Origin of the sequence: Methylobacterium sp. E-046, assembly GCF_022829625.1 — a bacterium.
GTDB classification, from domain to species: Bacteria; Pseudomonadota; Alphaproteobacteria; order Rhizobiales; family Beijerinckiaceae; genus Methylobacterium; species Methylobacterium longum.
The window spans coordinates 1-20,198 of record NZ_JAKSYP010000091.1; the positions used below are offsets into that span (position 1 = coordinate 1).

General features: G+C 63.5%; 17 protein-coding genes. 4 read left to right on the forward strand and 13 right to left on the reverse strand.

Features of this window, described 5'->3' with window-relative positions; translation table 11 throughout:
• Nucleotides 1-32 precede the first annotated feature (32 nt).
• From MKK82_RS08595 to MKK82_RS08640, 10 genes are all read right to left on the reverse strand, one after another.
• Nucleotides 33-2,450: a DEAD/DEAH box helicase gene (locus tag MKK82_RS08595; RefSeq protein ID WP_243985263.1), complete on the reverse strand. Its 2,418-nt coding sequence runs from the start codon at nt 2,448-2,450 to the stop codon at nt 33-35.
• 742 nt (nt 2,451-3,192) lie between these two features.
• Nucleotides 3,193-4,295 (reverse strand): IS3 family transposase gene (locus MKK82_RS08600; RefSeq protein ID WP_243985264.1). Its coding sequence is split into 2 segments (ribosomal slippage): nt 3,193-4,034 and nt 4,034-4,295, totalling 1,104 coding nucleotides; the frame shifts between segments, so codons are not numbered across the junction.
• 209 nt (nt 4,296-4,504) lie between these two features.
• Nucleotides 4,505-4,744: a hypothetical protein gene (locus MKK82_RS08605; protein WP_243985265.1), complete on the reverse strand. Its 240-nt coding sequence runs from the start codon at nt 4,742-4,744 to the stop codon at nt 4,505-4,507.
• Between the two features lie 758 nt (nt 4,745-5,502).
• The gene (locus MKK82_RS08610) at nt 5,503-7,407 is read right to left on the reverse strand and encodes an ATP-binding protein (protein ID WP_243985266.1); all 1,905 of its coding nucleotides are present in this window, start codon (nt 7,405-7,407) and stop codon (nt 5,503-5,505) included.
• Entirely contained in the window at nt 7,404-8,399 is a 996-nt protein-coding gene (locus MKK82_RS08615) for an ATP-binding protein (RefSeq protein ID WP_243985267.1), read from the reverse strand. Before MKK82_RS08615 ends, MKK82_RS08610 begins: the two co-directional genes overlap by 4 nt.
• A 1-nt stretch (nt 8,400) precedes the next feature.
• The gene (locus tag MKK82_RS08620; RefSeq protein ID WP_243985269.1) at nt 8,401-8,805 is read right to left on the reverse strand and encodes an anti-sigma regulatory factor; all 405 of its coding nucleotides are present in this window, start codon (nt 8,803-8,805) and stop codon (nt 8,401-8,403) included.
• The gene (locus MKK82_RS08625; protein ID WP_243985271.1) at nt 8,786-9,187 is read right to left on the reverse strand and encodes an STAS domain-containing protein; all 402 of its coding nucleotides are present in this window, start codon (nt 9,185-9,187) and stop codon (nt 8,786-8,788) included. The genes MKK82_RS08620 and MKK82_RS08625 overlap by 20 nt, the downstream gene beginning before the upstream one ends.
• Nucleotides 9,188-9,191: 4 nt before the next feature.
• Nucleotides 9,192-10,070 (reverse strand): STAS domain-containing protein, encoded by an 879-nt coding sequence (locus MKK82_RS08630; RefSeq protein WP_243985273.1) that lies wholly within the window; start codon nt 10,068-10,070, stop codon nt 9,192-9,194.
• A gap of 515 nt (nt 10,071-10,585) precedes the next feature.
• Nucleotides 10,586-10,996, reverse strand: coding sequence for a response regulator (locus tag MKK82_RS08635; protein WP_313901828.1), 411 nt, complete (start codon nt 10,994-10,996; stop codon nt 10,586-10,588).
• 461 nt (nt 10,997-11,457) lie between these two features.
• Nucleotides 11,458-12,918 carry a DUF2252 domain-containing protein gene (locus MKK82_RS08640; RefSeq protein ID WP_243985274.1) on the reverse strand — a complete coding sequence of 487 codons (1,461 nt, stop codon included), beginning with the start codon at nt 12,916-12,918 and terminating at the stop codon, nt 11,458-11,460.
• 303 nt (nt 12,919-13,221) lie between these two features.
• Between MKK82_RS08640 and MKK82_RS08645 the strand changes: the two genes are divergently transcribed.
• Complete coding sequence (locus MKK82_RS08645; RefSeq protein WP_243985280.1) at nt 13,222-15,183, forward strand: response regulator; 1,962 nt, start codon at nt 13,222-13,224, stop codon at nt 15,181-15,183.
• Between the two features lie 408 nt (nt 15,184-15,591).
• Here MKK82_RS08645 and MKK82_RS08650 read toward each other — a convergent pair whose 3' ends face one another.
• Nucleotides 15,592-16,755, reverse strand: coding sequence for a reverse transcriptase domain-containing protein (locus tag MKK82_RS08650; RefSeq protein WP_243985281.1), 1,164 nt, complete (start codon nt 16,753-16,755; stop codon nt 15,592-15,594).
• Between the two features lie 196 nt (nt 16,756-16,951).
• Nucleotides 16,952-18,085, reverse strand: coding sequence for a hypothetical protein (locus MKK82_RS08655; RefSeq protein ID WP_243985282.1), 1,134 nt, complete (start codon nt 18,083-18,085; stop codon nt 16,952-16,954).
• A 106-nt stretch (nt 18,086-18,191) separates the two neighbouring features.
• Here MKK82_RS08655 and MKK82_RS08660 point away from each other — a divergent pair, with 106 nt between their 5' ends.
• Nucleotides 18,192-18,371, forward strand: coding sequence for a helix-turn-helix transcriptional regulator (locus MKK82_RS08660; protein ID WP_313902089.1), 180 nt, complete (start codon nt 18,192-18,194; stop codon nt 18,369-18,371).
• A gap of 61 nt (nt 18,372-18,432) precedes the next feature.
• On the opposite strand, the gene MKK82_RS34355 is transcribed toward MKK82_RS08660, so the two are convergent.
• Nucleotides 18,433-18,885 (reverse strand): hypothetical protein, encoded by a 453-nt coding sequence (locus MKK82_RS34355; RefSeq protein WP_409566782.1) that lies wholly within the window; start codon nt 18,883-18,885, stop codon nt 18,433-18,435.
• Nucleotides 18,886-18,990: 105 nt separating this feature from the next.
• On the opposite strand from MKK82_RS34355, the gene MKK82_RS08665 reads away from it, so the two are divergent.
• Nucleotides 18,991-19,242, forward strand: coding sequence for a hypothetical protein (locus MKK82_RS08665; protein ID WP_243985284.1), 252 nt, complete (start codon nt 18,991-18,993; stop codon nt 19,240-19,242).
• A gap of 202 nt (nt 19,243-19,444) precedes the next feature.
• Nucleotides 19,445-20,074 (forward strand): hypothetical protein, encoded by a 630-nt coding sequence (locus MKK82_RS08670; protein ID WP_243985285.1) that lies wholly within the window; start codon nt 19,445-19,447, stop codon nt 20,072-20,074.
• Nucleotides 20,075-20,198: the final 124 nt, after the last annotated feature.

Here is a 20,198-nt window from a genome sequence, read left to right on the forward strand (position 1 = left end):
GGCGCTTCAAGAACCGCGTCTGAGGCCAGCGCCTACGCCGCGAAAGCTGGACGTCGGATCAGCTCAGCCGCACCGCACCTAGCTTGCGAAGGGGTCCCAATTGCATGCCGATCCGGGGTCCCGTTCCAACGCCTTTTGACAGCCATCGGCACCTCGATGCCGTTCTTCACGATGAGAATGCGCTCGTCGGATGTCTTCAGCGTCTCGGCGGGCCATTCGACCGAGAGGACCTGCTCGGCCGGGAATGCTCTCTTCACGACCGTGGGGACCAGCAGGTTCTGGATGATCTTGTCGACGTTGATGTTGGGGTCGAGGAGCTTTCTTCCGACCGGTCGGCACCACCTCACCCATTGCGGAATGGTGCCCTGGGCCTTGGACCAGATCCTACCTTTAGCCGAACAGCCGGGCGAGACCACGGCACCGCCCTCCCAGCCCCTGCCGTCGAGGTTCGACTTTGTGGCCCCGATCGTTTCCGTCAGAGTCAGGGCGGATCGTACCTCGGCGCCGGTGTACATGGCGAAGCTCATGTTCCGCCGCCCGTGCTTCCGCAACCCGATGTTGTTGAAGATCAACCTGTTGATGCCGCCCAGCGAGCGGAAGACGTGCTCGCCCGAGATCCGGACGGTCGCTCCGACGGCGGTGGCCAACCCCTCGTGCATGCTGCTCTTGTCGGACGAGTTCAGATGGAGAAGGCCAGTCTTCGCGTCGTGATACAGGACGAAGAGGTCCCATTGGCGGTCCGCGAGCTTCTTGCTCCTGGTCCAGCGGACGCGCTCTTCCGTCCTCGTCACGAAGAAGAGCAGAGAGGATGCCGGATTGTACCAGGCCGCGTGGACGTAGGTCTTGTCCGGGACGCCTTCGTGGAAGGATTTCGGGCTGAACGCCTCGCACCTATAGGCGATGGTGCTGAACTTCGGTTTCAGGAGGGTCTTCGAGATCCGGAGGCCGTCGAGGTCCTCCTCCGGGATGAGGGTATCCGAGTTGCGAAGGAACTCGATCAGCTCCGCGTGCTCCCGGGCCGCGTTGGAGCTTGCCTCGCTCAGCAACTGGTTCCAGTCTGCGCTCTCGCTGTAGAGTCGTTCGAGCTTCGAGGAGACCCTGGGATCGGCGATGTTGGCGACGACGGTGGCGTCGCCGATGCGCTCGCCCGAACTCCGGGTGAAGCGACCCGTGAACTGGAGCAGGACAGGAAGGCTCTTGTGCAGGTCGTGGAGCACGGCGACCTTGAGTTCCGGCAGGTCGAAGCCCTCGCCGAGCATGTTGACGCAAACGACGATGCGGCTCGCCCCGGAACGGAGGGTGGCGAGATGGCGGTCGATCTCGGGTTGCGGCATCTCGGAATGAACCAGGATGGGCTTCATCTCGGGCGCGAGGCGCCGGTACAGGGCGACGAGACCGTCACCCCTCGGGATGCGGGCGCACCTGGCCATGAGGAGGTGGTTTCGTCCTGCCGCAAGGTCGGCTCGTAGTGCCGTCAGCGCCTCGGCGGCCATCTCCGCGTCGGCCTTCTCAGGATCGACCTGGAACACCGACAGGAATCGGATCGGCTTGAAATATCCGTCCTTCTGGGCGGCCGAGAGCGGGTAGTTGAAGATTACGCGGCCGTCGACGAGCTTGCCGTCCTGTCGGAACGGCGTGGCGGTGAACTGGACGACGCGGTGGCTCGCGAAATGGCTTCGGAAGGCGCTCCACGTGTCGGACGCGACGTGATGGGCCTCGTCGACAAACAGGGAGTTCGTCATCGCGGCGATATCCGGGAAGAGCGGCCGCGTAGCGGCTCCCGTCATCGACGCCATGACTCCGATCACGACGTTGCAGCCGCGCAGCAGTTCGAGATCCTCCTTGGAGGACGGTTCGCGCGTGATGACGGCGACAACTGGGTTATGGGTATCCTGGTCGATCAGGCCGAGCGTCCTCAGCAATCCAAGTCTCTCGAACTTCCGTGCGGTCTGCCACCGAAGGGCATTCGAGGGGACGCCTACAAGCGTCGGGCCGCGTCGGTAGTTCACGACGGTGCAGAGCATCGTTTCGGTCTTGCCGGTACCTGTCGGCATGACGACGGTCGCCGGCTCCATGGCGAAGACGCTCCAATGCATGCCGATGGCATGCAGGGCGCCTATCTGAGGCGGCCGAAGCCCCTCATCTCCCTTCTCAACCCTGCCGTTGCCATCGGCGACCTCGGTCTTGAAGCGGAATGCGTCGCGCCAAGAAGCCTCGATCTCGCGGGCGACGGATTCGGGAGCACCTTCGAAACGGGCGCTGAATTCTGCTAGCCGCCGGTGCCACTGCCAGCGGGCCGGGCGGCCCGGTTCCTGTAGCAACACGCCGGTGACGTCCGCCGGCACGCTCGATAGGCGCTTGTCCGCGACCGCCACGACCTCGCCGTCCGACAGGTGATGCAGGTTCACGTCCCGCTTCGACGAGATCCGAAGGGTTGAAACGCGCTCCACGGCTCGCTCCGCCGCGGGGACGAGCAAGCAGAACCGTCGACCGATACGCAGCTTCTCCTCGAAGCGGACAGCAGGCAAATGCAATGCACCCGCGCCCCGACCGCGTAGGTCTCCGCCACCGGCCTCGCCGGCGACCGGTTCGCTTGGCTTCGTGTGTTCTTCAAGGGACATCGTCGCTTCCCGAATACACTAAGACCGTCTTAGCCCGGCCATACGATTGCATCGTGACTGGGTAGCCAAGTCCCGCCGACCGCTCAGTGCTTCAACTCGAAAGCCATTCAGGCAAGGTCGTCGGCCGATTGCAACCTCAGCCAAATATAGCCAGTTAAGGTTTCTGAGCCCGTTTTGTTCCTCAAGCTTGATTCGTCAGGGCGCTATGAGGACAGCTTTCAGGTGGATCGAGCGAATCCTGCTTTGGGCGTGCGCCGCAGCCGCGCTTCTCGCCTTAGTCGCCGTCGCGGTGATCGTCACCCGTCCCTTGGAGAAGGGCGGCACCCAACCGAACTTTGCTGGTGCAGACCTCCAGCAAAAGCGTCTCGTCGTGTACCTCGACGGCACCTGGAATAGCGTCGACAGCAACGCGAACGTCTGGCGCATGCGGGCGCTTACGGCATCCAAGGGCAACGATGGCCGGCCGCAGCTTGTGTACTACGGCCTCGGTGGCCTGCCCCCATGCGGTGGTCCAGGTTTGAAGTTAGTGCATCGTCGGTCTGTGGAGTTGACCCGGTTTGTGGTCCACGACCTATGCAAGTTCTCGGGCTGTGACAGCTTGGTTGGCGAAGGCTCGGGGCGTCAAGCCGCCCAGGGCCGTATGTGGTCGATCTTCGTTATAGTGGCACCTCCAGTCCTCGATGCGCTCGCGGGCATCGGCCAGCGACAGGAACCACGAGGCGTTCAGACATTCCGCCCGTAGGCGGCCGTTGAACGACTCGATGTAGGCGTTGTCGGTCGGCTTGCCCGGTCGGGAGAAGTCGATCTCAACCCCGTTCAGGTAGGCCCACTGGTCGAGCATGCGCCCGGCAAACTCCGGTCCATTGTCGACCCGCAGGCTCTTGGGCCGCCCCCGCAGCCGGACCAAGGCGTCCAGAGCCTCGGTCACCTGGAAGGCACGGAAGTTGGCTCTCGGTGTGAGCGAGAGCGCCTCTCGCGTATGGCAATCGACCACCGTCAGGATCCGGAACGGACGTCCGTCGAACAGGCGGTCGGACATGAAGTCTATGGCCCAGACCTCGTTTGGACCGCCGATCGCCGGCCGCCCTTGCCGGTAGCGCCAAGCTCGTTTGCGCTTGGGTAGCTTGGGCCGGATCGACAGTCCCTCGTCCCGGTAGATCCGGTAGGTGCGCTTGTGGTTCACCTCCCAGCCTTCCCGCCACAACAGGATGTGCAGCCGCCGGTAGCCGTAGCGCACCCGTGCGGTAGCGAGCTCCTTCAGCCGCATGCGAAGCGCCACCTGCGGCTCGGAGCGCTTCCTGTAACGCTGGGACGAGCGGCCGAAACCGGTGGCTTGGCAGGCCCGACGCTCGCTGATGTCGTAGGCCACCCGCAGGTGACCGGCGACCTCGCGGCGAGCGGCGGGCCTCACCACTTTCGCTTGAGCACGTCCTGCAGCATGGAGCGGTCCAGCGTCAGGTCGGCCACCAGTCGCTTGAGCTTGCTGTTCTCGTCCTCCAGCTGCTTGAGCCGGCGGATCTCCGGCACCCCCATGCCGACGAACTGCTTCTTCCAGCGGTAAAACGTCGGTTCGGACACGCCCATCTTCCGGCAGACTTCGTCCACCGTGGCGCCGTTCTCCGCCTGTCGTAGGGCAAAGGCGATCTGCTCGTTCGTGAAGCGTTTGCGAGGCATGGCATCCACCCTCCTTCAGGGTTCAGGATGCCCGAAAAACTTGCGCTCAGCGCGGACCAGTTTGCTGGGTCAGGGTCAGTCAAGTTTCGATGTCGCTTTCGCCCCTTCGTCCGGGGGCCGGCGGGACGAGGTGGGTGATGCCCGCCGGGGCAAGTCGATCCGATCGGCCGGAGGCCATTGGCGTCTCACCGGATCGGCCCCGATGGCGCTTAGCCGCGGCCCGACAGCTCGGCGGTCTCGATGGCTCGGAGGAGGCCGAAGGTGACGACCGCGGCGTTCCTGACCGCTATGGCCCGTACCCCCGCCCGGGATGCGTCGTCCAGGGCCGTCTTTCCCCCGGCGAGGTCGCTGATGCCGCGGACAGAGAATGCCCTCGCGGCCATCCCCAACCTGCCCATCGTCTTGGCGAGCTTGAACAAGCCGTAACTCTCCATGTCGGCGATCGGCATGTCACTCTTGACCCATGGGTTGCGGTCGGCGCTCTCCCGATCTCCCCTGGATGCGTACCATCCGCCTAGCTCGTCCGCGTTCCTGTCCTCTCGTGATGCCGCGCCGTGAACCAAGACGGATGCCTGTGTGGGCACTAACGCCATCGGTCCGGCGTGAGATCGGGGCACGTCGACGTCATGCGCTGACCAGACTCATCGAGTGGTACCCAATCGACCTGAAACCGGCTGCTAGTGTAGACGCCACGGGCAGAGGGCGACCCGTGGGATTTCAAAGCCGGCCATGATGGGATTTAATGGGATGAAGGCTATAATTAGCCCCAGCCAACATATTGTCACCACACACTTTTTTTCGACCAAAAAGAAGTGGTGGAGCTGAGGGGATTCGAACCCTTGGAATTATTTCTGTTTTAGGTCAATGTCTTAGTAGCGCCCTAGCAAGGCTCGGTGTACCACTCCGGTGTGCCAAATCCTAGTTTGAACCTGGGTGCAAATTTACTCGGTGAACATCGGGGCACTTGCTCGGGCGGGACTGCTAAGGGTGATGGGCCGTCATGGGTTGCCGCCCAAAGCCGACATTCAGTTTTGCGCCCATTGCCGCCGTACAGCCTCACTACAGCGCATCTCGGAAGCAGACGCTTCCTCAACCGCCGACGCGCCGCGGGTTCGAAAGCCGCGTGAACCTACGCAATTCAGTCGAGACCATGAATAGGAAGTTGGCCATAGTCGCCTCTGGATAGCGCATCACCGGCGACTGCACATTAGCGGTCGGAGGGTGAAGCGCCGATGATCCGGCGCAGCGCGCGGCCGACCTGCGCGGCCGAGTAGGGCTTGTGCAGCAACTCGAAGCCGTGGCTGTCCTCTTGGGCCAAGACGTGACTGTAGCCTGAGGCCAAAATCACCGGCAGGGTCGGAATGCGCATACGCAAAGCTCTGGCGAGCTCGATCCCACCCATACCTGGCATGATGACATCGGAGAACACAGCCTGAAAGCCCGCACCGTCCGTCCCGAGACGGTCGAGCGCCTCTTCCGCGTTGACGACCCACTCGGGTGCGTATCCGAGATCCTCCAAGATCTGAGTGCAGAAGCCTCCGACCTCGAGGTTGTCCTCCACGAGCAGGATGCGCTGACCAAGGCCAGCCGGCGACAAAGCGGCGTCGGGGTCGGGCACAGGGGCTTCGGCGGTCTCGGACGAGACTTCGGGCAGGTAGAGGGTGAAGACTGTCCCCTTGCCGCTCTCGCTCGTCACGTCCACGTCGCCGCCGGACTGCTTGGTAAACCCGAACACTTGGGAGAGCCCGAGACCCGTGCCGCGCCCGACGTCCTTGGTCGTGAAGAACGGTTCGAATATGCGCCCGAGTACCTCCAGGGGGATGCCCGAGCCGGTGTCGGCGAGCGAGACCGCCACGAACGGCCCCCGTGAGCCGGCATGCCCCCGGATCATCGGCATGGCCTGCCCGGCCGCCACCCGCATCGTCAGCGTACCGCTGCCGTCCATGGCATCGCGGGCGTTGACGGCGATGTTCACCAGGGCCGTCTCGAACTGGTTGAGGTCGGCGCGGACCAGGGCGGGTCTGTCCGACATCTCGACCCGGACTTGGATGCGCGCGCCTGTGATGGTGTCGAGCATCTCGGCCACACCGCGCAGGCGTTCGCCGACCTCGAACACCTCGGGCTTCAGGGACTGGCGACGTGCGAAGGCCAGGAGCTGCCCGGTCAGCTTGGCGGCGCGGTCGACGGTGTCGGAGACGGCGTCCATGTACCGCTTGCGCCGGTCCTCCGGCAGATCCGGGCGACGGAGGAAGTCGACGGACGAGCGGATGATGGTCAGCAGGTTGTTGAAGTCGTGCGCGACGCCGCCGGTCAACTGCCCGACCGCTTCGAGCTTCTGGGATTGCCGCAGGTCCTGCTCCATCCGCTCGCGCTCGACCGCCTTGGCCAGGAGCCGGGCGTTCGCCTCCGCAAGTTCGGCAGTGCGGGCAGCCACTTGGCTTTCCAGGAGAACGCCCGCCTCGCGCAGGAGCACAGCTTGCGCTTCCAACTCCGCGTGGAGCGCGACCACGCCCCGGTTCGTCTCGGAGAGTTCCTGGTTCAGGCGCTGAGTTTCCTCCTCGCGCTCGGCCAGGGCGGCGAGGCTGCGCAGAAGCTCCCGGTTCTGCTCGCGCAAGGCGACCAGCGGTTCCTCAGTCCTGGCTCGGGCGATTTCCTCGGCCAGGCTCGCGAGCCTCGGTCCCGTGAAACGTTCAGCCCCGGATGGAAGCCGCTTCCCGAACGTCACGACAGTGCCGCTGCCGGCCACCGTATCGACCTCGAAGCGGTCCATCAGCCGCCGTGAACCGGTGATGCCGATGCCGAGGCCCGTCGTCGAGCGGAAGCGACCTTCGAGGATGGCGTCGAGATCGGCGATGCCCGGTCCCTTGTCGCTCACTCTGATGACCAGGAACTGCTCGCTTCGGTCCCGATCGAGCTGATCGAGGCCGTACTCGATGCGACCGCCACCGGCGTAGCCGTAGGCGTTGCGCGCGATCTCGGACACCGCCGTGGCGATACGGGTCTGGTCCTGGATCTCGAAGCCCAGGCGCTCGGCCAGACGGCGCACGCGCTGGCGCACCGTCGCTATGTCGTCCTCGTGCTGGATGGCACTGGTGAGGAGCGGCCACCTCATCGCGCGCCCTCCCGCACGACGAGCACGGTGGCATCGTCCCGGGCCCTGGCGAAGTCGCGATAGATCACCCCGGCCACGAGCGCCGGATGGGCGGCCACGAGGCCGGGATGGGCGTCCAGCGACCAAGCCGTGGCGATCCCGTCCGAGCACAGCACGAACAGGTCGTCCGGGCGCATGGGGTACTCGAATTCCTGGATGCGCCGAGTCGCGTGCCCCGCGGTTCCGGCGAGGCTGACCGTTCGCTTGGTCACGGTGCCGGAGACGACCGCACCCAGCACGTTGCCGATGCCCGCAAACGCGAGGGTGCCCCGGTTTCGCTCATAGCGCGCTACGGAGATCGCACCGCCTCGCGTGTGCGACACGCCTGCATGGATGGCGGACAGAATCGCGGCGGGCGGCTTGTCCTGGTGTCTCCGGAACAGCTTCAGCGCTTCTTCGGAAGCCTTGGCGGCCTCCGGCCCGTGGCCGAGGCCGTCCGACACCACGGCGGTCCAGCCGTCGGCGCGCTCGCGCACGGCGTAGGCGTCGCCGTTGGCAGTCTCACCTTTCAGGGAGACCGACACCGCCCCATAGCCCGGCACGGCGTCTGAAACGGTCTTCCTGTCAATTGATAGGCGCGCTAACACCGCCGTGCCCAGCCCGGGGCGGGACACGATGTCGAAGGCGTCGGAGATGCGGCGCACCGCGCCAAGGCCCTCGCCCGCGCTGCCGCCCGTGGAGTGTCCGTCCGTCAGGGCCAAGCCGAGATTTGAGAATCCTTCGCCCTTGTCGAGCACGAGGATCTCGACGCCAGAGCCGGTCCCGTCCTCGTAGGTGCCGACCAAGACCTCGCCCGGCACGCCGTACTTGACCACGTTGGTGGCGAGTTCGGTCACCACGAGCGCGATGCGACCGGCCGCGATCTCGTCGAAGCCGATGGACTGAGCGACGGCCACCGCGCGTCGTCGGGCCTCGGCCACCTGGCTCGCTTCCGTGACGGTGACCCGGTCCATGTCATTTCCACCGGGCGATCGTGACGCGCGTGCCGACGCCGGACGTCGATTCGATATGAAACTCGTTCGAGAGGCGCTTGGCCCCACCCAGGCCGAGGCCAAGGCCCTTGCCGGAGGTGTAGTGGTCCGTCATCGCCTGCTCGATATCGGCGATGCCGGGACCCTGGTCCTCGAAGGTCAGGCGCAGGCCCTTGCGCGTCCCGGCTTGGACGATCTCGGCGCGGACCTCACCGCCCCCGCCGTAATCGAGGGTGTTGCGCGCGAGCTCACTCGCGGCGGTGATGATTTTCGTCTGATCGACGAGCCCGAGGCCGATGTCGATGGCGAGGGCACGGACCTGCTGCCGCACGCGCACGACGTCGTCGCCGGAGCGAATGGGCAAGGTCTCACTCTTCGTGACCGTCACGGCTGCTCCCGTGCCCGTCGCCCTCCTCGACTAGCCGCGCTTGGACCATCGCCATGCCGCGTTCGACGTTGAGGGCCGTCCTGATGCCGGTGAGCTCCAAGCCGAGCTCGACCAACGTAATGGCGACCGCCGGCCGCATGCCGGCCACGACGGTCTCCGCATCAAGGACGCGCGAGACAGCGGCGATGCTCACCAACATGCGCCCGATGAAGGAATCGACGATTTCCAGCGCCGAGATCTCAATGAGCACGCCGCGCGCGCCGGTGCGCACGATCATGGCCGTTAGGTCCTCCTCCAGGGCCAGCGCGAGGCGGTCGTGCATGTCGACCTGGATGGTGACGATTAGCGTGCCGCCGAGCTTGAGGATCGGGATGCGGTCCATGGCCTCAGCGGTGCTCCCCGGTCACCGTCGCCTGCTGGCGCACCACTTTGCGGCCGGTCCGCCGGAGGGCGAGCGCGAAGGCGTCGGCCAGCGTCGCCTTCGAGACAACGTTCAGCTCCACGCCGAGATGGACCATGGTCTGCGCGATCTGGGGCCGGATGCCGGAGACGATGCAGTCGGCGCCCATCAAGCGGGCGGCCGCCACGGTCTTGAGCAGGTGCTGCGCGACCAGGGTGTCGACGGTCGGTACGCCGGTGATGTCGATGATGGCGATCTCAGCTTCCTCGTCGACGATGGCCTGCAGCAGGTTCTCCATGACGACGCCGGTGCGAGCACTGTCGAGGGTGCCGATGAGCGGCAGCGCCAGGACGCCGTCCCAGAGCCGAACCACCGGAGTGGAGAGTTCGGCGATCTCCTGCCCCTGACGCCCGATAACCTCCTCGCGGCTGGCCAGGTACACTTCCATCGTGAGCAGCCCGAGCCTGTCGAGCACTTTCCCCGCCGCCCATACGCCTGCGGCCAGGGCCGACGCGTCCGCGGCCGACTTGCGCCGTAGTGCCTCGAAAATCGGCTCTTTGAGCGAGAAGACGAAGTTGGCGGTGTCGGTCGGCGTAAACCCCTGGATCGCCCGCGAGCGCGAGATATCGGCGAGGTTCTCACGCAGCGGGGTATAGCTATCCGCGTCCGCGTCGACCCCACCGGACGAAAGTCCGTCCCGAAGCTGGCCGAACACGGCCTTGGCTTGAGTCTGGAGCTCGGCCTCCCGGATCCGACCGCTCTGCAGTGAGGTCCCTTCCCGGAGAGATATGTACCAGGCTTCAAGGATGGCGGCCTCGTCTTCCGTAAGCGCCCTTTTCAGGACATCGGCGCCGTCCATGCTCATCAAATCTCCCCTATCGTTATGATGCAGCCTCTACCCTGATACTGAGCCGCTCGATAGGTGCATCGCGACGAAGAGGATGACAGCGACAAGTTGTTCCTCGCCATCGGCTTTCCTCTGTTGTCCCGTCGACCTCGCCAACAGGAGCACGCTGCCACCGCGGACGCTTCACGCTCCACTTATGCGGCCGCCGGAGGATAAGATAACTCATTTGGAAGTGACGGCCTGACTGGATACCGAAGTTACTCTCAGTGTCGCATCAGCGACCGAGAAGGAGAGCGCCAGCAGACTTTAAGTCTCATCTCTACGAACAGTGATAATTTGCTAAAATAACGAGTCTAATTTGAGGCAGCGCCTCCGATTTCCCGTTCGACCTTATCCTGAGCCAAGCAGCAGCTAATAACGAAATTCAGACGATCAACTCACTCAATCAGACAATCCAGAAGCGGACGGTTCCAGGGGCTGCTTCTAGCCGGAAGCGCCTCTCACGCCAGACACCATTCGCCGAGCTTAGAAGACTACGCCTTCAACGATTCCGGGTGCTTCTCGTCAGGCAGAGTCTTGCGGACATGATGTCGAACGATCTCTGCACTGAACGGCTTGCCAATGAACGTCGCCCCCTCCGGCAGGTCGCCGGGCTCAGGCTCGGCTTGGCCCGAGGCTACTACGACCGCGATGTGCGGCCATCGCTCGCTTGTCTGCCTTGCCAAGTCGAAACCGTCGGCCTGCCCCGGCATGTGCACGTCGGTGAAGAGCAGTTGAACCGCGTCGTGATGCTGATTTAGTATCTTCAGGGCCTGGACAACGTTCATCGCCTTCAGCACCTGAAACCCCGCATCCTCAAGGATACTGGTTGCCTCCATCAGGATCAGGGCGTCGTCGTCGACGACGAGGGCGTGGGGCGCATCGCCCAGGGCGTTATGGGTCACGCATTACAAATTCCACGCAGGGGCGGAAGGTTGCCTCCCGACGGACTGGTGATCCCGGCAGATCGTCCGAGCCAGAACGCGGCGTGAATCCACGCTCGGCTGCGTCAGAGCAACGCGTCCGCCCCACGCAGCCAGGGCGGAAGGAGTGGCGGTTCTTTAATTGACCTGCGCATTCGCCACCCAACGCCGTACCTCTATCGCTTACCAGTCAGTCTCGGACTGCGCCGGATAAGAGTGAGACCACGGGAGAGAGGCGACAGCACGCCGGACAGGGCGGCACTGCGTACGGGAGACGGTGCGACCCGTCATGACGAACCGGCTGGGCGACGGCCTAGTTCGTGGGGCGCCAAGTTCAGGGCTGCCGGCGCGGGCGAACGACGCTGTCAGTGCAGGCTCGACCCGGGTTTCGCACATCCTGAGAAGGCCGCTGTGTCCGCGCTGCCGCCACCGCACCCGTAAGGTCAGAGATGCGGATCCTCGGCCGCTCGCAGCCGGCCCGCGGCGATGGCCTCTCGAAAGGTCTGATAGTCCTCCGCGTTCCGTTCCCCGTAGGCCATGGCCCAGTCGGCCAGGGCCTCGCGCAGATCGGCACGGCCGTCATGACCGCAGTATCCCGCGATCGCTGCCGCATCCCCGGTTCGTGCGTGGGCCTTGGCGAGCAGCGATCCGTACGCATGCGAGAAGTAAAAGAGTGACCGGCCTGTCATGCGCGCGACCGGGATCTCGCCCTTCATGTTCTTCATCTGCCGCACGTAGAACGGTCGCCCTTCGATCTTCGTCCATCCCAGCAGCGGATCGCCCACGGCCTGCAGCAGGCGCTGGCCGTAGATCACGCGCTCGCCCTCGTGATCGGCATAGGGCTTGGGCATGCCGCGCAGATAGGGCGCATGGGCTGGTCGCACGGCTTCCTTCACCTGAAGGAAGAGCACGTCTCGATCGGAGTTGCCGCACAGCAGCGCGACGTAGGCCCGGGTCCCGACGCTGCCGACACCGACGACGCGGTGGGCCACGTCGACCACATGGTAGCGGCTGAGCATGAACCGCCGCTCGCGCGGCAGCGTCTCGGCATAGCGCTCCAGACCGGTGGTCACACGCTCGCGCGTCGCCTCATCGACACGAACGAGGATCGGCGGCTCCTCGCGAAAGCGCCAGCCACCGTCCGTGCGACGCTCGCCCACCTGGTCGAGCAAGCTCGTGTTGTTCTTCCGCCGCGCCTTCTCGACGGCCCTGTGAACCACGGCCTGTGAGCGCGCGTCGATCTCGATGCCGGCGAATGCGAGGTCCTCGGCCCGTGCCGCGCGCCGCCACACGTCGAGCGAGCCGCGCGGGGCGAGATCATCCATCGTGTGCTGATAACCCGCTACCGCGCTCAGTACCGCCTGCCGCCGTTCCGATGCGGCGACGCCTGCATCCCGCGCGGCGACCTCGATGCTCGCGCAAAGCCGCTTCAGGTCCCACTCCCACGGCCCGACCGTCACCTCGTCGAAGTCGTTGAGGTCGAGCACCACATCGCCCTGGGGCGATCCAAACAGGCCGAAGTTCGAGATATGCGCGTCGCCGTTCAGGACCACATCGATGGCGCCGCGCGGTCCCTGTGCCAGATCCCAGGCCATGACTTGAGCAGCGCCGCGCAGGAAGGCGAACGGCGAGGAGGCCATGCGGGCGACCCGCAGCGGGATCAGGTGTGATTGCCGTCCTGCGTGCGCCGCTTCGATGAGGGTCACCGGGTCGGGACGATCGCTGGCGATGTTGACGGTGGCATGGGCAGCGTGGGGTAGTTCCAGGCGCAGCACCTTGCCGGCGGCACGACGTTTCTCCCACGGCTCGACACCAGCGCGCAGGTCGATATGCGGGAAGTCTGCGAGGGGATCGAGGACCACCTCCTCGGCAGACTCGATGACCGCATCGTGCTCATCGGTCATCGCCGATGGGGTATCCGTAGGCTGCGCTGACCGTTCCATCGACCTCGTCCGACCGCTCCACACCAAGCCAACGGTCCGGCCGCGGAATAAACCCCTCCGCTCAACGTGGACTCAACCGCGCACCCCCGCGGGCGACGCGCTGCGGCGCGGAACCGGCCATTACTCGCGCAGCCGGCTCAGTTATTTTGGCTGCCCGAGCATGATGTCCGCCGCCCGCGTTCTGCGACGACCTTCAGCGCGCTCCGAGGCGGGTGCAGGACGCGCTCGCTTTGCAAAGCATCCGGCACGTGACACTCACGTCCCATGAGCAGCTTGCACAACCTGATCGGGGCGGTCGCCCGCCGGCGTCACGCGCCGGTCACCGACTACGGCGTCACGCTGCTGTTTGTCGGCGCCATGACGTTCGTTCGGTTCCTCGCTCCGGCCTACGTCGCGCCGTTCCTGTTGTACATCCCGGTTCTCTTGCTCGCGAGCCTCGCTTTTGGCTGGGGTCCAGGGACGCTGGCCTTGTCGTTGTCCACCTTGATCGCCGCCTGGTTCTACACGCAGGACGGGATACTGGACGGCGTCGACGCTGCCCTGCTGTGTCAGTACACATTGGTCGGCGCGACTATCGTGTGCATTTGCCACACCCTGCGCCGGTCCGTCGCGCAGAACCAAGCTACGCTGGGGCGGCTCCACGCCGCAAACCACATCCTCGTCGACCGGGAGACGGCGTTGACCCGCGCCAATGCGACGGCGGAGGCCGCCAAGGAGGCGGCCGAGCAGGCCAACACGGCGAAGAGCGATTTTCTGGCCAATATGAGCCATGAACTCCGAACCCCGCTCTCCGCGATCATCGGCTATAGCGAGATGATGGGTGAGGAGATCTCCGACGGCTGCGCGGCGTCGGACCTCGTGGCCGACATCGGCAAGGTCGAGCGCAACGCCCGTCACCTGCTCGGCCTGATCAACGACGTGCTGGACCTCTCCAAAGTCGAGAGTGGCAAGATGGAGGTCTACGCCGAAACTTTTGCGGTGGAGGACATGCTGCGCGACGTCGCGAGTTCGGTCGCGACGCTGGTCGGCAAGAAGGGCAACACGCTCGAACTGCAACCCGCGCTCGGACTGGGCCGGATGTATTCCGACCTGACGAAGACGCGCCAGGTGCTCTTCAACTTCCTGAGCAATGCAGCCAAGTTTACCGAAAACGGGATCATCACGCTCGCCGCCTCGCGCATGACGGACCTCTCGGGCATCGACCGGCTCTCGTTCTCCGTCACCGATGCCGGGATCGGTATGACGGCCGAGCAGGTCTCGCGCCTGTTCCAGCGTTTCGAGCAGGCCGATGCCTCCACGACGCGCAACTTTGGGGGGACCGGGCTCGGCCTTTCGCTCACGCGTTCCTTCGCCGACATGCTGGACGGGACGGTCACGGTCTCCAGCACCTCTGGCCAGGGGAGTACGTTTACGTTCACCGTGCCGGCAACCTTCGTTCCGCCCGTCGACGAGCGAGCCTCGAACGATCCGGACGTCATCGTCGACGACGCGGTGGATGGCGATCTCATTCTGGTCATCGACGACGATCCGGACCAGCTCGCGCTCACGACGCGGTTCCTTCATCGCGAGGGCTTCCGGGTCCAGACGGCCACGAACGGCAGGAGCGGCCTCAATCTAGCTCGGAGGCTGCGGCCGCGCGCCATCGTGCTGGACGTGATGATGCCGGGCGTGGACGGATGGTCGGTGCTGAGCCAGATCAAAGCGGACGCGATACTTGCGTCGACACCCGTCGTGATGGTGACGTCGGTCGACCAACGCAATCTCGCGGCGTCGCTCGGCGCCTCGGACTACATGTTGAAGCCGGTCGACTGGTCCCGGTTCGGCAAAATCGTGAATCAGTTCAGGCTGTCGGGGACGGACCGGCGCGGCACCGTGCTCTTGGTCGAAGACGAGGCCGTGACCCGCATGGCGATGCGCTCGACCCTCGAGGAGGACGGCTGGGCGGTTGTGGAAGCATCGAACGGGGAAGAGGGCCTGCTGCACGTGGCCGCCTCCAAGCCGGACGTCGTGATCGTGGACTTAAACATGCCCATCATGGACGGCTTCGGCTTCCTGGAGGGCGTGCGAGCCGTGCCCGGCTGCTCGGACATCCCGGTGATCGTATTGACGGGTCGTGAATTCTCGGCAGACGACCGGAGCAAGCTGCGCGGCGCGAGCCAGATCCTCAATCGCGGCGACCTCGCGTCGGCGAATTTGGCCGAAAGGCTGAGAGGTCTGACCGCCTGAAGAGGGTGAAGGTGCCGCAGCAGCATCGGCATCGAGCCTAACCCGAAGTCTAATTTGAGGTCATCAGTTCGGAAGCCCGAATGACTGGGCCGGGTCGTAGACCGTATGTCCGCTTTCCCGACTCGTTTGCTCCAAACCGGAACGACGGCTCTCGGCCAGGTACAGTCAGTCAGGTCCGCTCAGACTGCCGGCAAGCAGACCTTCTGAAAGGCAGAAGGGATCGCGAACAGCCCTCTGCAATGGACACCAAGGATCGAATTTGGATCGTCACCATACAGGCTTCTGATCCGCGTTCCTGGCTGCCTTCGCGGGCGCTTGAGGGGCGGCGTATGGGCCGAAACGCTGCGTATCAATCTGAGAAGCGCTTTGCACCCGGGTTCAAATTCTACGTTCTGATCGAAATTTCGTCTAATGCTGCGGGACGAGGTACTGAATGTGGCCTCTGATATTACGCTCGAAGCGTCGAACGCCCCTCCAAAGCGAGTGAGCAGCGCACCACCCGTTGATCATTCGGTCGGACAGGGTTCTTCTTTCTTCAGAACCGATATCGCTGCAATCCCACAACGCCTCTATCTTCTCCAGGATGCGCTCTTCCCGGCCGTATTCAATTTCGATCCTGACACGTCGATGGACAAGTCGAAGGACGTAGCCAAGTACCGGTAGCCCATCCTCGATCTTTCGCGGTCCATGTGAATGCACTCTCAGCAAGCCGGCAGGGTGCGCCTCGAACAGGCGCTCCAAGGTCTGCTGGTGCTGCCGGGCCCCAATCTCGTCAGGTGCTGACACGAAGATATTGTCAACGTATGCCTGAAAGGCGACGCCTTCAGGCGCCTCCCTTAGAACACGCGCAAGCGCGTACTCGGCGAGGATAGGAGACACGGCAGACCCCTGTGGAAGACCCTGCCGGCTTGTGGGGCATGTGCCCGCATGTGTGTCTAATGCTACTAGATTGATATGGTCCGCTGCACATACCGCCTGCGTGACGTCTGGTGGCAACGGTAGGTGCTCCTTCAGCCAATCTATGTTGATCGATCCGAAGCAGTCTTTTATGTCTAGCTCGACTGCGTACGTATGTCTCCTCTCCTCTATGGTTTGCGCAATCCTCTGAATGGCTCTGTCGCGGCCGCCATTCAACGCGTTCTGCTGGCGCAGAAGTCTGGGAAGGATCCAAGACTTCAAAGCCCAGCTAACTAAAATCTGTCGGGCACGGTTCTCGATGCCGAAGGCCACTACGTAACGATGACCACCGCGTGATTTTGGGACGGACCGGATCGTTGCTCTTTCACTGGACGGGCTCCAGAGGTCGAGCGTTTGAGCGAGCTTATAGAGCTGCTCCACAGGACGCCGGGCGGTAGACTGAAGGCGGCGATTAGCAGCTTCGAGCGCGGCAAACTTGGCATGGAAGGAGTTGAGTAGTTGGCTGATTAAGCCCCTGACGCGGCGCTCATCATTCTCTGCCGTTGCTGCCCGGATCCGCCGTACCAATTTCGCGACAGCCCGACGCGCTCGTTTTGGCAATTTAGCCAAATCGCGAGTTAGATCGGCTGCTGGAACCGTAGACTGGATAGTCATTCTCGCTTCCCCGGTAGGCTCGGCACCCGCTGCTTGGGGAAGCAAAAGCAGAGTACCGAGCCGTCAATCCGGCGGCCAAACCGAACTGATGCAGAAAATCTGCATTGATAATTCTATCCCACCTACGATTATTGTCAATGATAGAATTTTGCACCCGGGTGCAAAGTATGAACGCATTGTTATGCTCAGACATCAATCAGTGCCGAGGCTCGAACGCGCAGATCATGGTCGTGTTCTCCGACGAAAGCGACTGCCGGCAACGGCCGACATAGCCTTTTCTGATCACGATCTTCTCGCTGCCGATGGTCGGATCAGTGTCACCGCGCATCAATCCCAAATCCGATGTGAGTAGGCTCTGTTGGACCTGATCCGACATTTCTGGTTCCAGCGTCTTAAGCAAGCTTCCCACCTTCCCGATGTACCCGAACAGGTTCATAGGGTCCGCTCGGTCTCCAGCAACGACGATCTTTGAGATGCGTCCACCCTGACTGGCCATCACCAGTCTCAGCTTCGAGCTGAACGCGCCATTTGCGAGGTCGAGCTTCTTGAAGGCATCAACTGATTTTCTGAAAGACGCATTATCGAATTTGCACTTATACAAATCAGCATTATCGCTGCACTCCGCGATGCCACTGTCACCGTCACTTCTTAGCTGCCTATCATACATCCGGCGGAAGGTCAGGGCATCAAAGCCGAATGATACCAAAGGCGCCGCTGTGACCTGAGCACCGACCCGCGGCTTTGGCTCTGTTGGCGGCGTGAGCGCCTCCACCTGTCGCTCACGTGCATTACGCTGAGCCTGTTCCTTTCGACCCGCCCCTATTCTCGCCTCCGCTTCGGCTCGGCTGGCTTCGGCCTCCAACTTCTGGACCTCCTCCTCTGCGGTAGTCCGATCCGCCTCAGCTCGCTGCCTCGCGGCGTCTATCCTGCTCTGTGCGATCTCTCGACGAGCTTGGAGTTGCGCAGCCTGTCTCGTCTGTTCCGCACGTGCAGCCTGGACAATCCTGGGCACCCGCACCTCGAGATCCCTAGCCTCGCTTCTGATCTCGGCGGCGCGGAAGGAGTTGATCCCCGCAGCAGTCTTCTCGCACTCCGCCAGGATCCGCGGGAGCGCCGACAAGTCATCATCCGTCCAGTCGCTTGCGGGCTTTCCGAACGGGGCCTGCGATCCGCTGCCAGCGAGGATGAAGCTCAGTGGACCGGCCGAGCTGCCGCAACCACCCTGCGCGTCGATGTACGTTTGTATGAAATGCTGAGCTGCGTTCGCTTCGGATCCGGGGACGATCGCGGCGACTGCCAGTAGGAGAAGACGGGAGAACCTAACGCCCATAACGACCTCGTGGAGGAGCTGCCTTTATAACTCATAGTCGATAGAGTTATTGGCACCACGGCCATTCTGTGGCCGGATGGATGTCCGGGTGCGGGTCGGCTTGAACGTGCTGGACCTGCGCCGAGGCCGCAACCTCACGCAGGAGGAGGTCGCGCACCGTGCGGAGATCCATCAGACCTACCTCAGCGATGTGGAGCGCGGGAAACGGAACCCGAGCATCCTTGTCCTCAACCGCATCGCAGCAGCCCTATCGGTTGATGTTGAGGAGCTTCTGAGGAGGCGCTAAGCACCGTCGATGCCCTGACTTTTGCACCCCTATGCAAAACCTCCCTGGCATCGCCCGGTGGTCAGAACAAAGGCAACTGGGCAAGCGGTACTGGCTCCGAGGAGGCCCTGCGGTATTCTATCGGCAGCAATGGGTGCGAGGCGCCCGAACCTGCGTCTTCCATTCCGAATTCGGGGACGTCCAATCTGGCCCGGTGTGCGAGCCACACGCTGACCCACGAGCGATGACAAAAATTCACTGCGCCCGGTCGGCAGAAGCAGGTAAGTACTGCCGGCCGTCCCTGTGCGATCCGCTCGATCCGATCGAGAGTCTCGCTGACATCGACGCAAGCGAGCTGCCCCACATAGGCGCTGCGGAACTCTTCCGGGTCGGTGGCGGTGTAGAACCAAGAAGAGCCAGGAGCCAACTCTGGGATCCGCGGCCCGGGTTTCATCCACCGCGGCGAGCCGCGCGATATTCCGATGCGGATCATGCCTGTTGGTAACGGCTTCGACCAGAAGCTAGTAAAGATCATAGCGCATACTCATCTGGAATGAGCCATATTTTACCGTATGATATGGCTTCAATACAGTCCGAAGAGCCCAAAAAAATTTGCACTGGGGTGAACTTGGAGGGCGAGATGTTCCCAGAGATCCATCACGCGGCAGACGCGATCGATGAGGCGCTACTGATTAACGAGGATGAGGCCGCGCTATTGTCTGAAACGGCGCAGACCTATGAAAGCCTTCCAGGCGGATACGGCATCGCGGTTGCGCTCCGCGGTATCGTCCGTGAAGTGGGCCTACACGCGGAGGCGATGCGTACTCAGCTCCAGGCTGTTCGGGCAGCCTGCGACAAGACCGGTGAAGGCGGTGGTGCTGCTCACCGCTAGATCTAGCGGGGAGAGCCGGTCAGGCTTACGCCGGCACCGCCTCCGGCCGGAACGGGTCTACGACTTCCCCATGACTAATCGCCACAACTTCAGTCGTGACACGAAGCGAGCAGTAGCAGCCCGTGCCGGCTGGCATTGTTCGTTTGAGGGTTGCGGGAGGCTGACAGTCGGACCGAGCGAAGAAGCTCCAGATGCCACGACTATGATCGGAAAAGCCGCACACATCGCGGCGGCAGCGCCGGGGCCGGGCGCGCGACGCTACGACCCCAACATGTCACGGGAACAACGCGCCGATATCGGCAACGCCATTTGGCTTTGCGCAACTCATGCAGACCTGATCGACCGGGACGAGGCGGCCTACTCGCCCGAAAAGCTTCACGCCATGAAGCGAGCGCACGAAACGGCTATTGCTCGCGCCGTTGGTGCCGGATCGAGCGCCGACCTAGCAACTGGGCTCCTGGCGCTCGGCCCCAACATCATCTGTACCGGTGATCTCACAGGTATCGAGGCGGGAAGCTGGACGCTCCGCCTTCGCCATTTCCTATCCGGCGACATGCACACGCTCGTAGCCTTAATCGATAGCTTCGAGAGTGTCACACCGGCAGGCCGATATGTGCTCTGCAACGAACTCGGGGACGGCCGCGTGCTGGCGGGTGCTCCAAGCCTGACCAAAGGGCCGGACGGCTATAGCCTGCGCTGTCCAATTGCTCCACGCTTTCCGAGGATTTATGCGCAGAACATCGGCAGTGCCATGGCGCTGCACCCTGAAACAGATGATTGGTACGCTGAGAATGGGCGCCTCGCCCGTGTCTCGGTGATCAGCCCCCATTGAAGTGGTCCGCCCTTTGGTATGGCTTTTGAGCTAGGAGGACGGACAAGATGGCAAAACACCCGAAGCCTGAGGAGATCGTTGCCAAGCTACGGCAGGCGGATGTGCTGATCTCACAGGGCCAGAG

Bases quoted from the DNA above. Each gene is read 5' to 3' on its own strand.
- MKK82_RS08605 (WP_243985265.1), bottom strand. From the start codon at position 4,744: ATGCCGATCGCCGACATGGAGAGTTACGGCTTGTTCAAGCTCGCCAAG.
- MKK82_RS08610 (WP_243985266.1), bottom strand. From the start codon at position 7,407: ATGAGGTGGCCGCTCCTCACCAGTGCCATCCAGCACGAGGACGACATA.
- MKK82_RS08615 (WP_243985267.1), bottom strand. From the start codon at position 8,399: ATGGACCGGGTCACCGTCACGGAAGCGAGCCAGGTGGCCGAGGCCCGA.
- MKK82_RS08625 (WP_243985271.1), bottom strand. From the start codon at position 9,187: ATGGACCGCATCCCGATCCTCAAGCTCGGCGGCACGCTAATCGTCACC.
- MKK82_RS08630 (WP_243985273.1), bottom strand. From the start codon at position 10,070: ATGAGCATGGACGGCGCCGATGTCCTGAAAAGGGCGCTTACGGAAGAC.
- MKK82_RS08640 (WP_243985274.1), bottom strand. From the start codon at position 12,918: ATGACCGATGAGCACGATGCGGTCATCGAGTCTGCCGAGGAGGTGGTC.
- MKK82_RS08645 (WP_243985280.1), top strand. From the start codon at position 13,222: ATGAGCAGCTTGCACAACCTGATCGGGGCGGTCGCCCGCCGGCGTCAC.
- MKK82_RS08650 (WP_243985281.1), bottom strand. From the start codon at position 16,755: ATGACTATCCAGTCTACGGTTCCAGCAGCCGATCTAACTCGCGATTTG.
- MKK82_RS08655 (WP_243985282.1), bottom strand. From the start codon at position 18,085: ATGGGCGTTAGGTTCTCCCGTCTTCTCCTACTGGCAGTCGCCGCGATC.
- MKK82_RS34355 (WP_409566782.1), bottom strand. From the start codon at position 18,885: ATGATCTTTACTAGCTTCTGGTCGAAGCCGTTACCAACAGGCATGATC.
- MKK82_RS08665 (WP_243985284.1), top strand. From the start codon at position 18,991: ATGTTCCCAGAGATCCATCACGCGGCAGACGCGATCGATGAGGCGCTA.
- MKK82_RS08670 (WP_243985285.1), top strand. From the start codon at position 19,445: ATGATCGGAAAAGCCGCACACATCGCGGCGGCAGCGCCGGGGCCGGGC.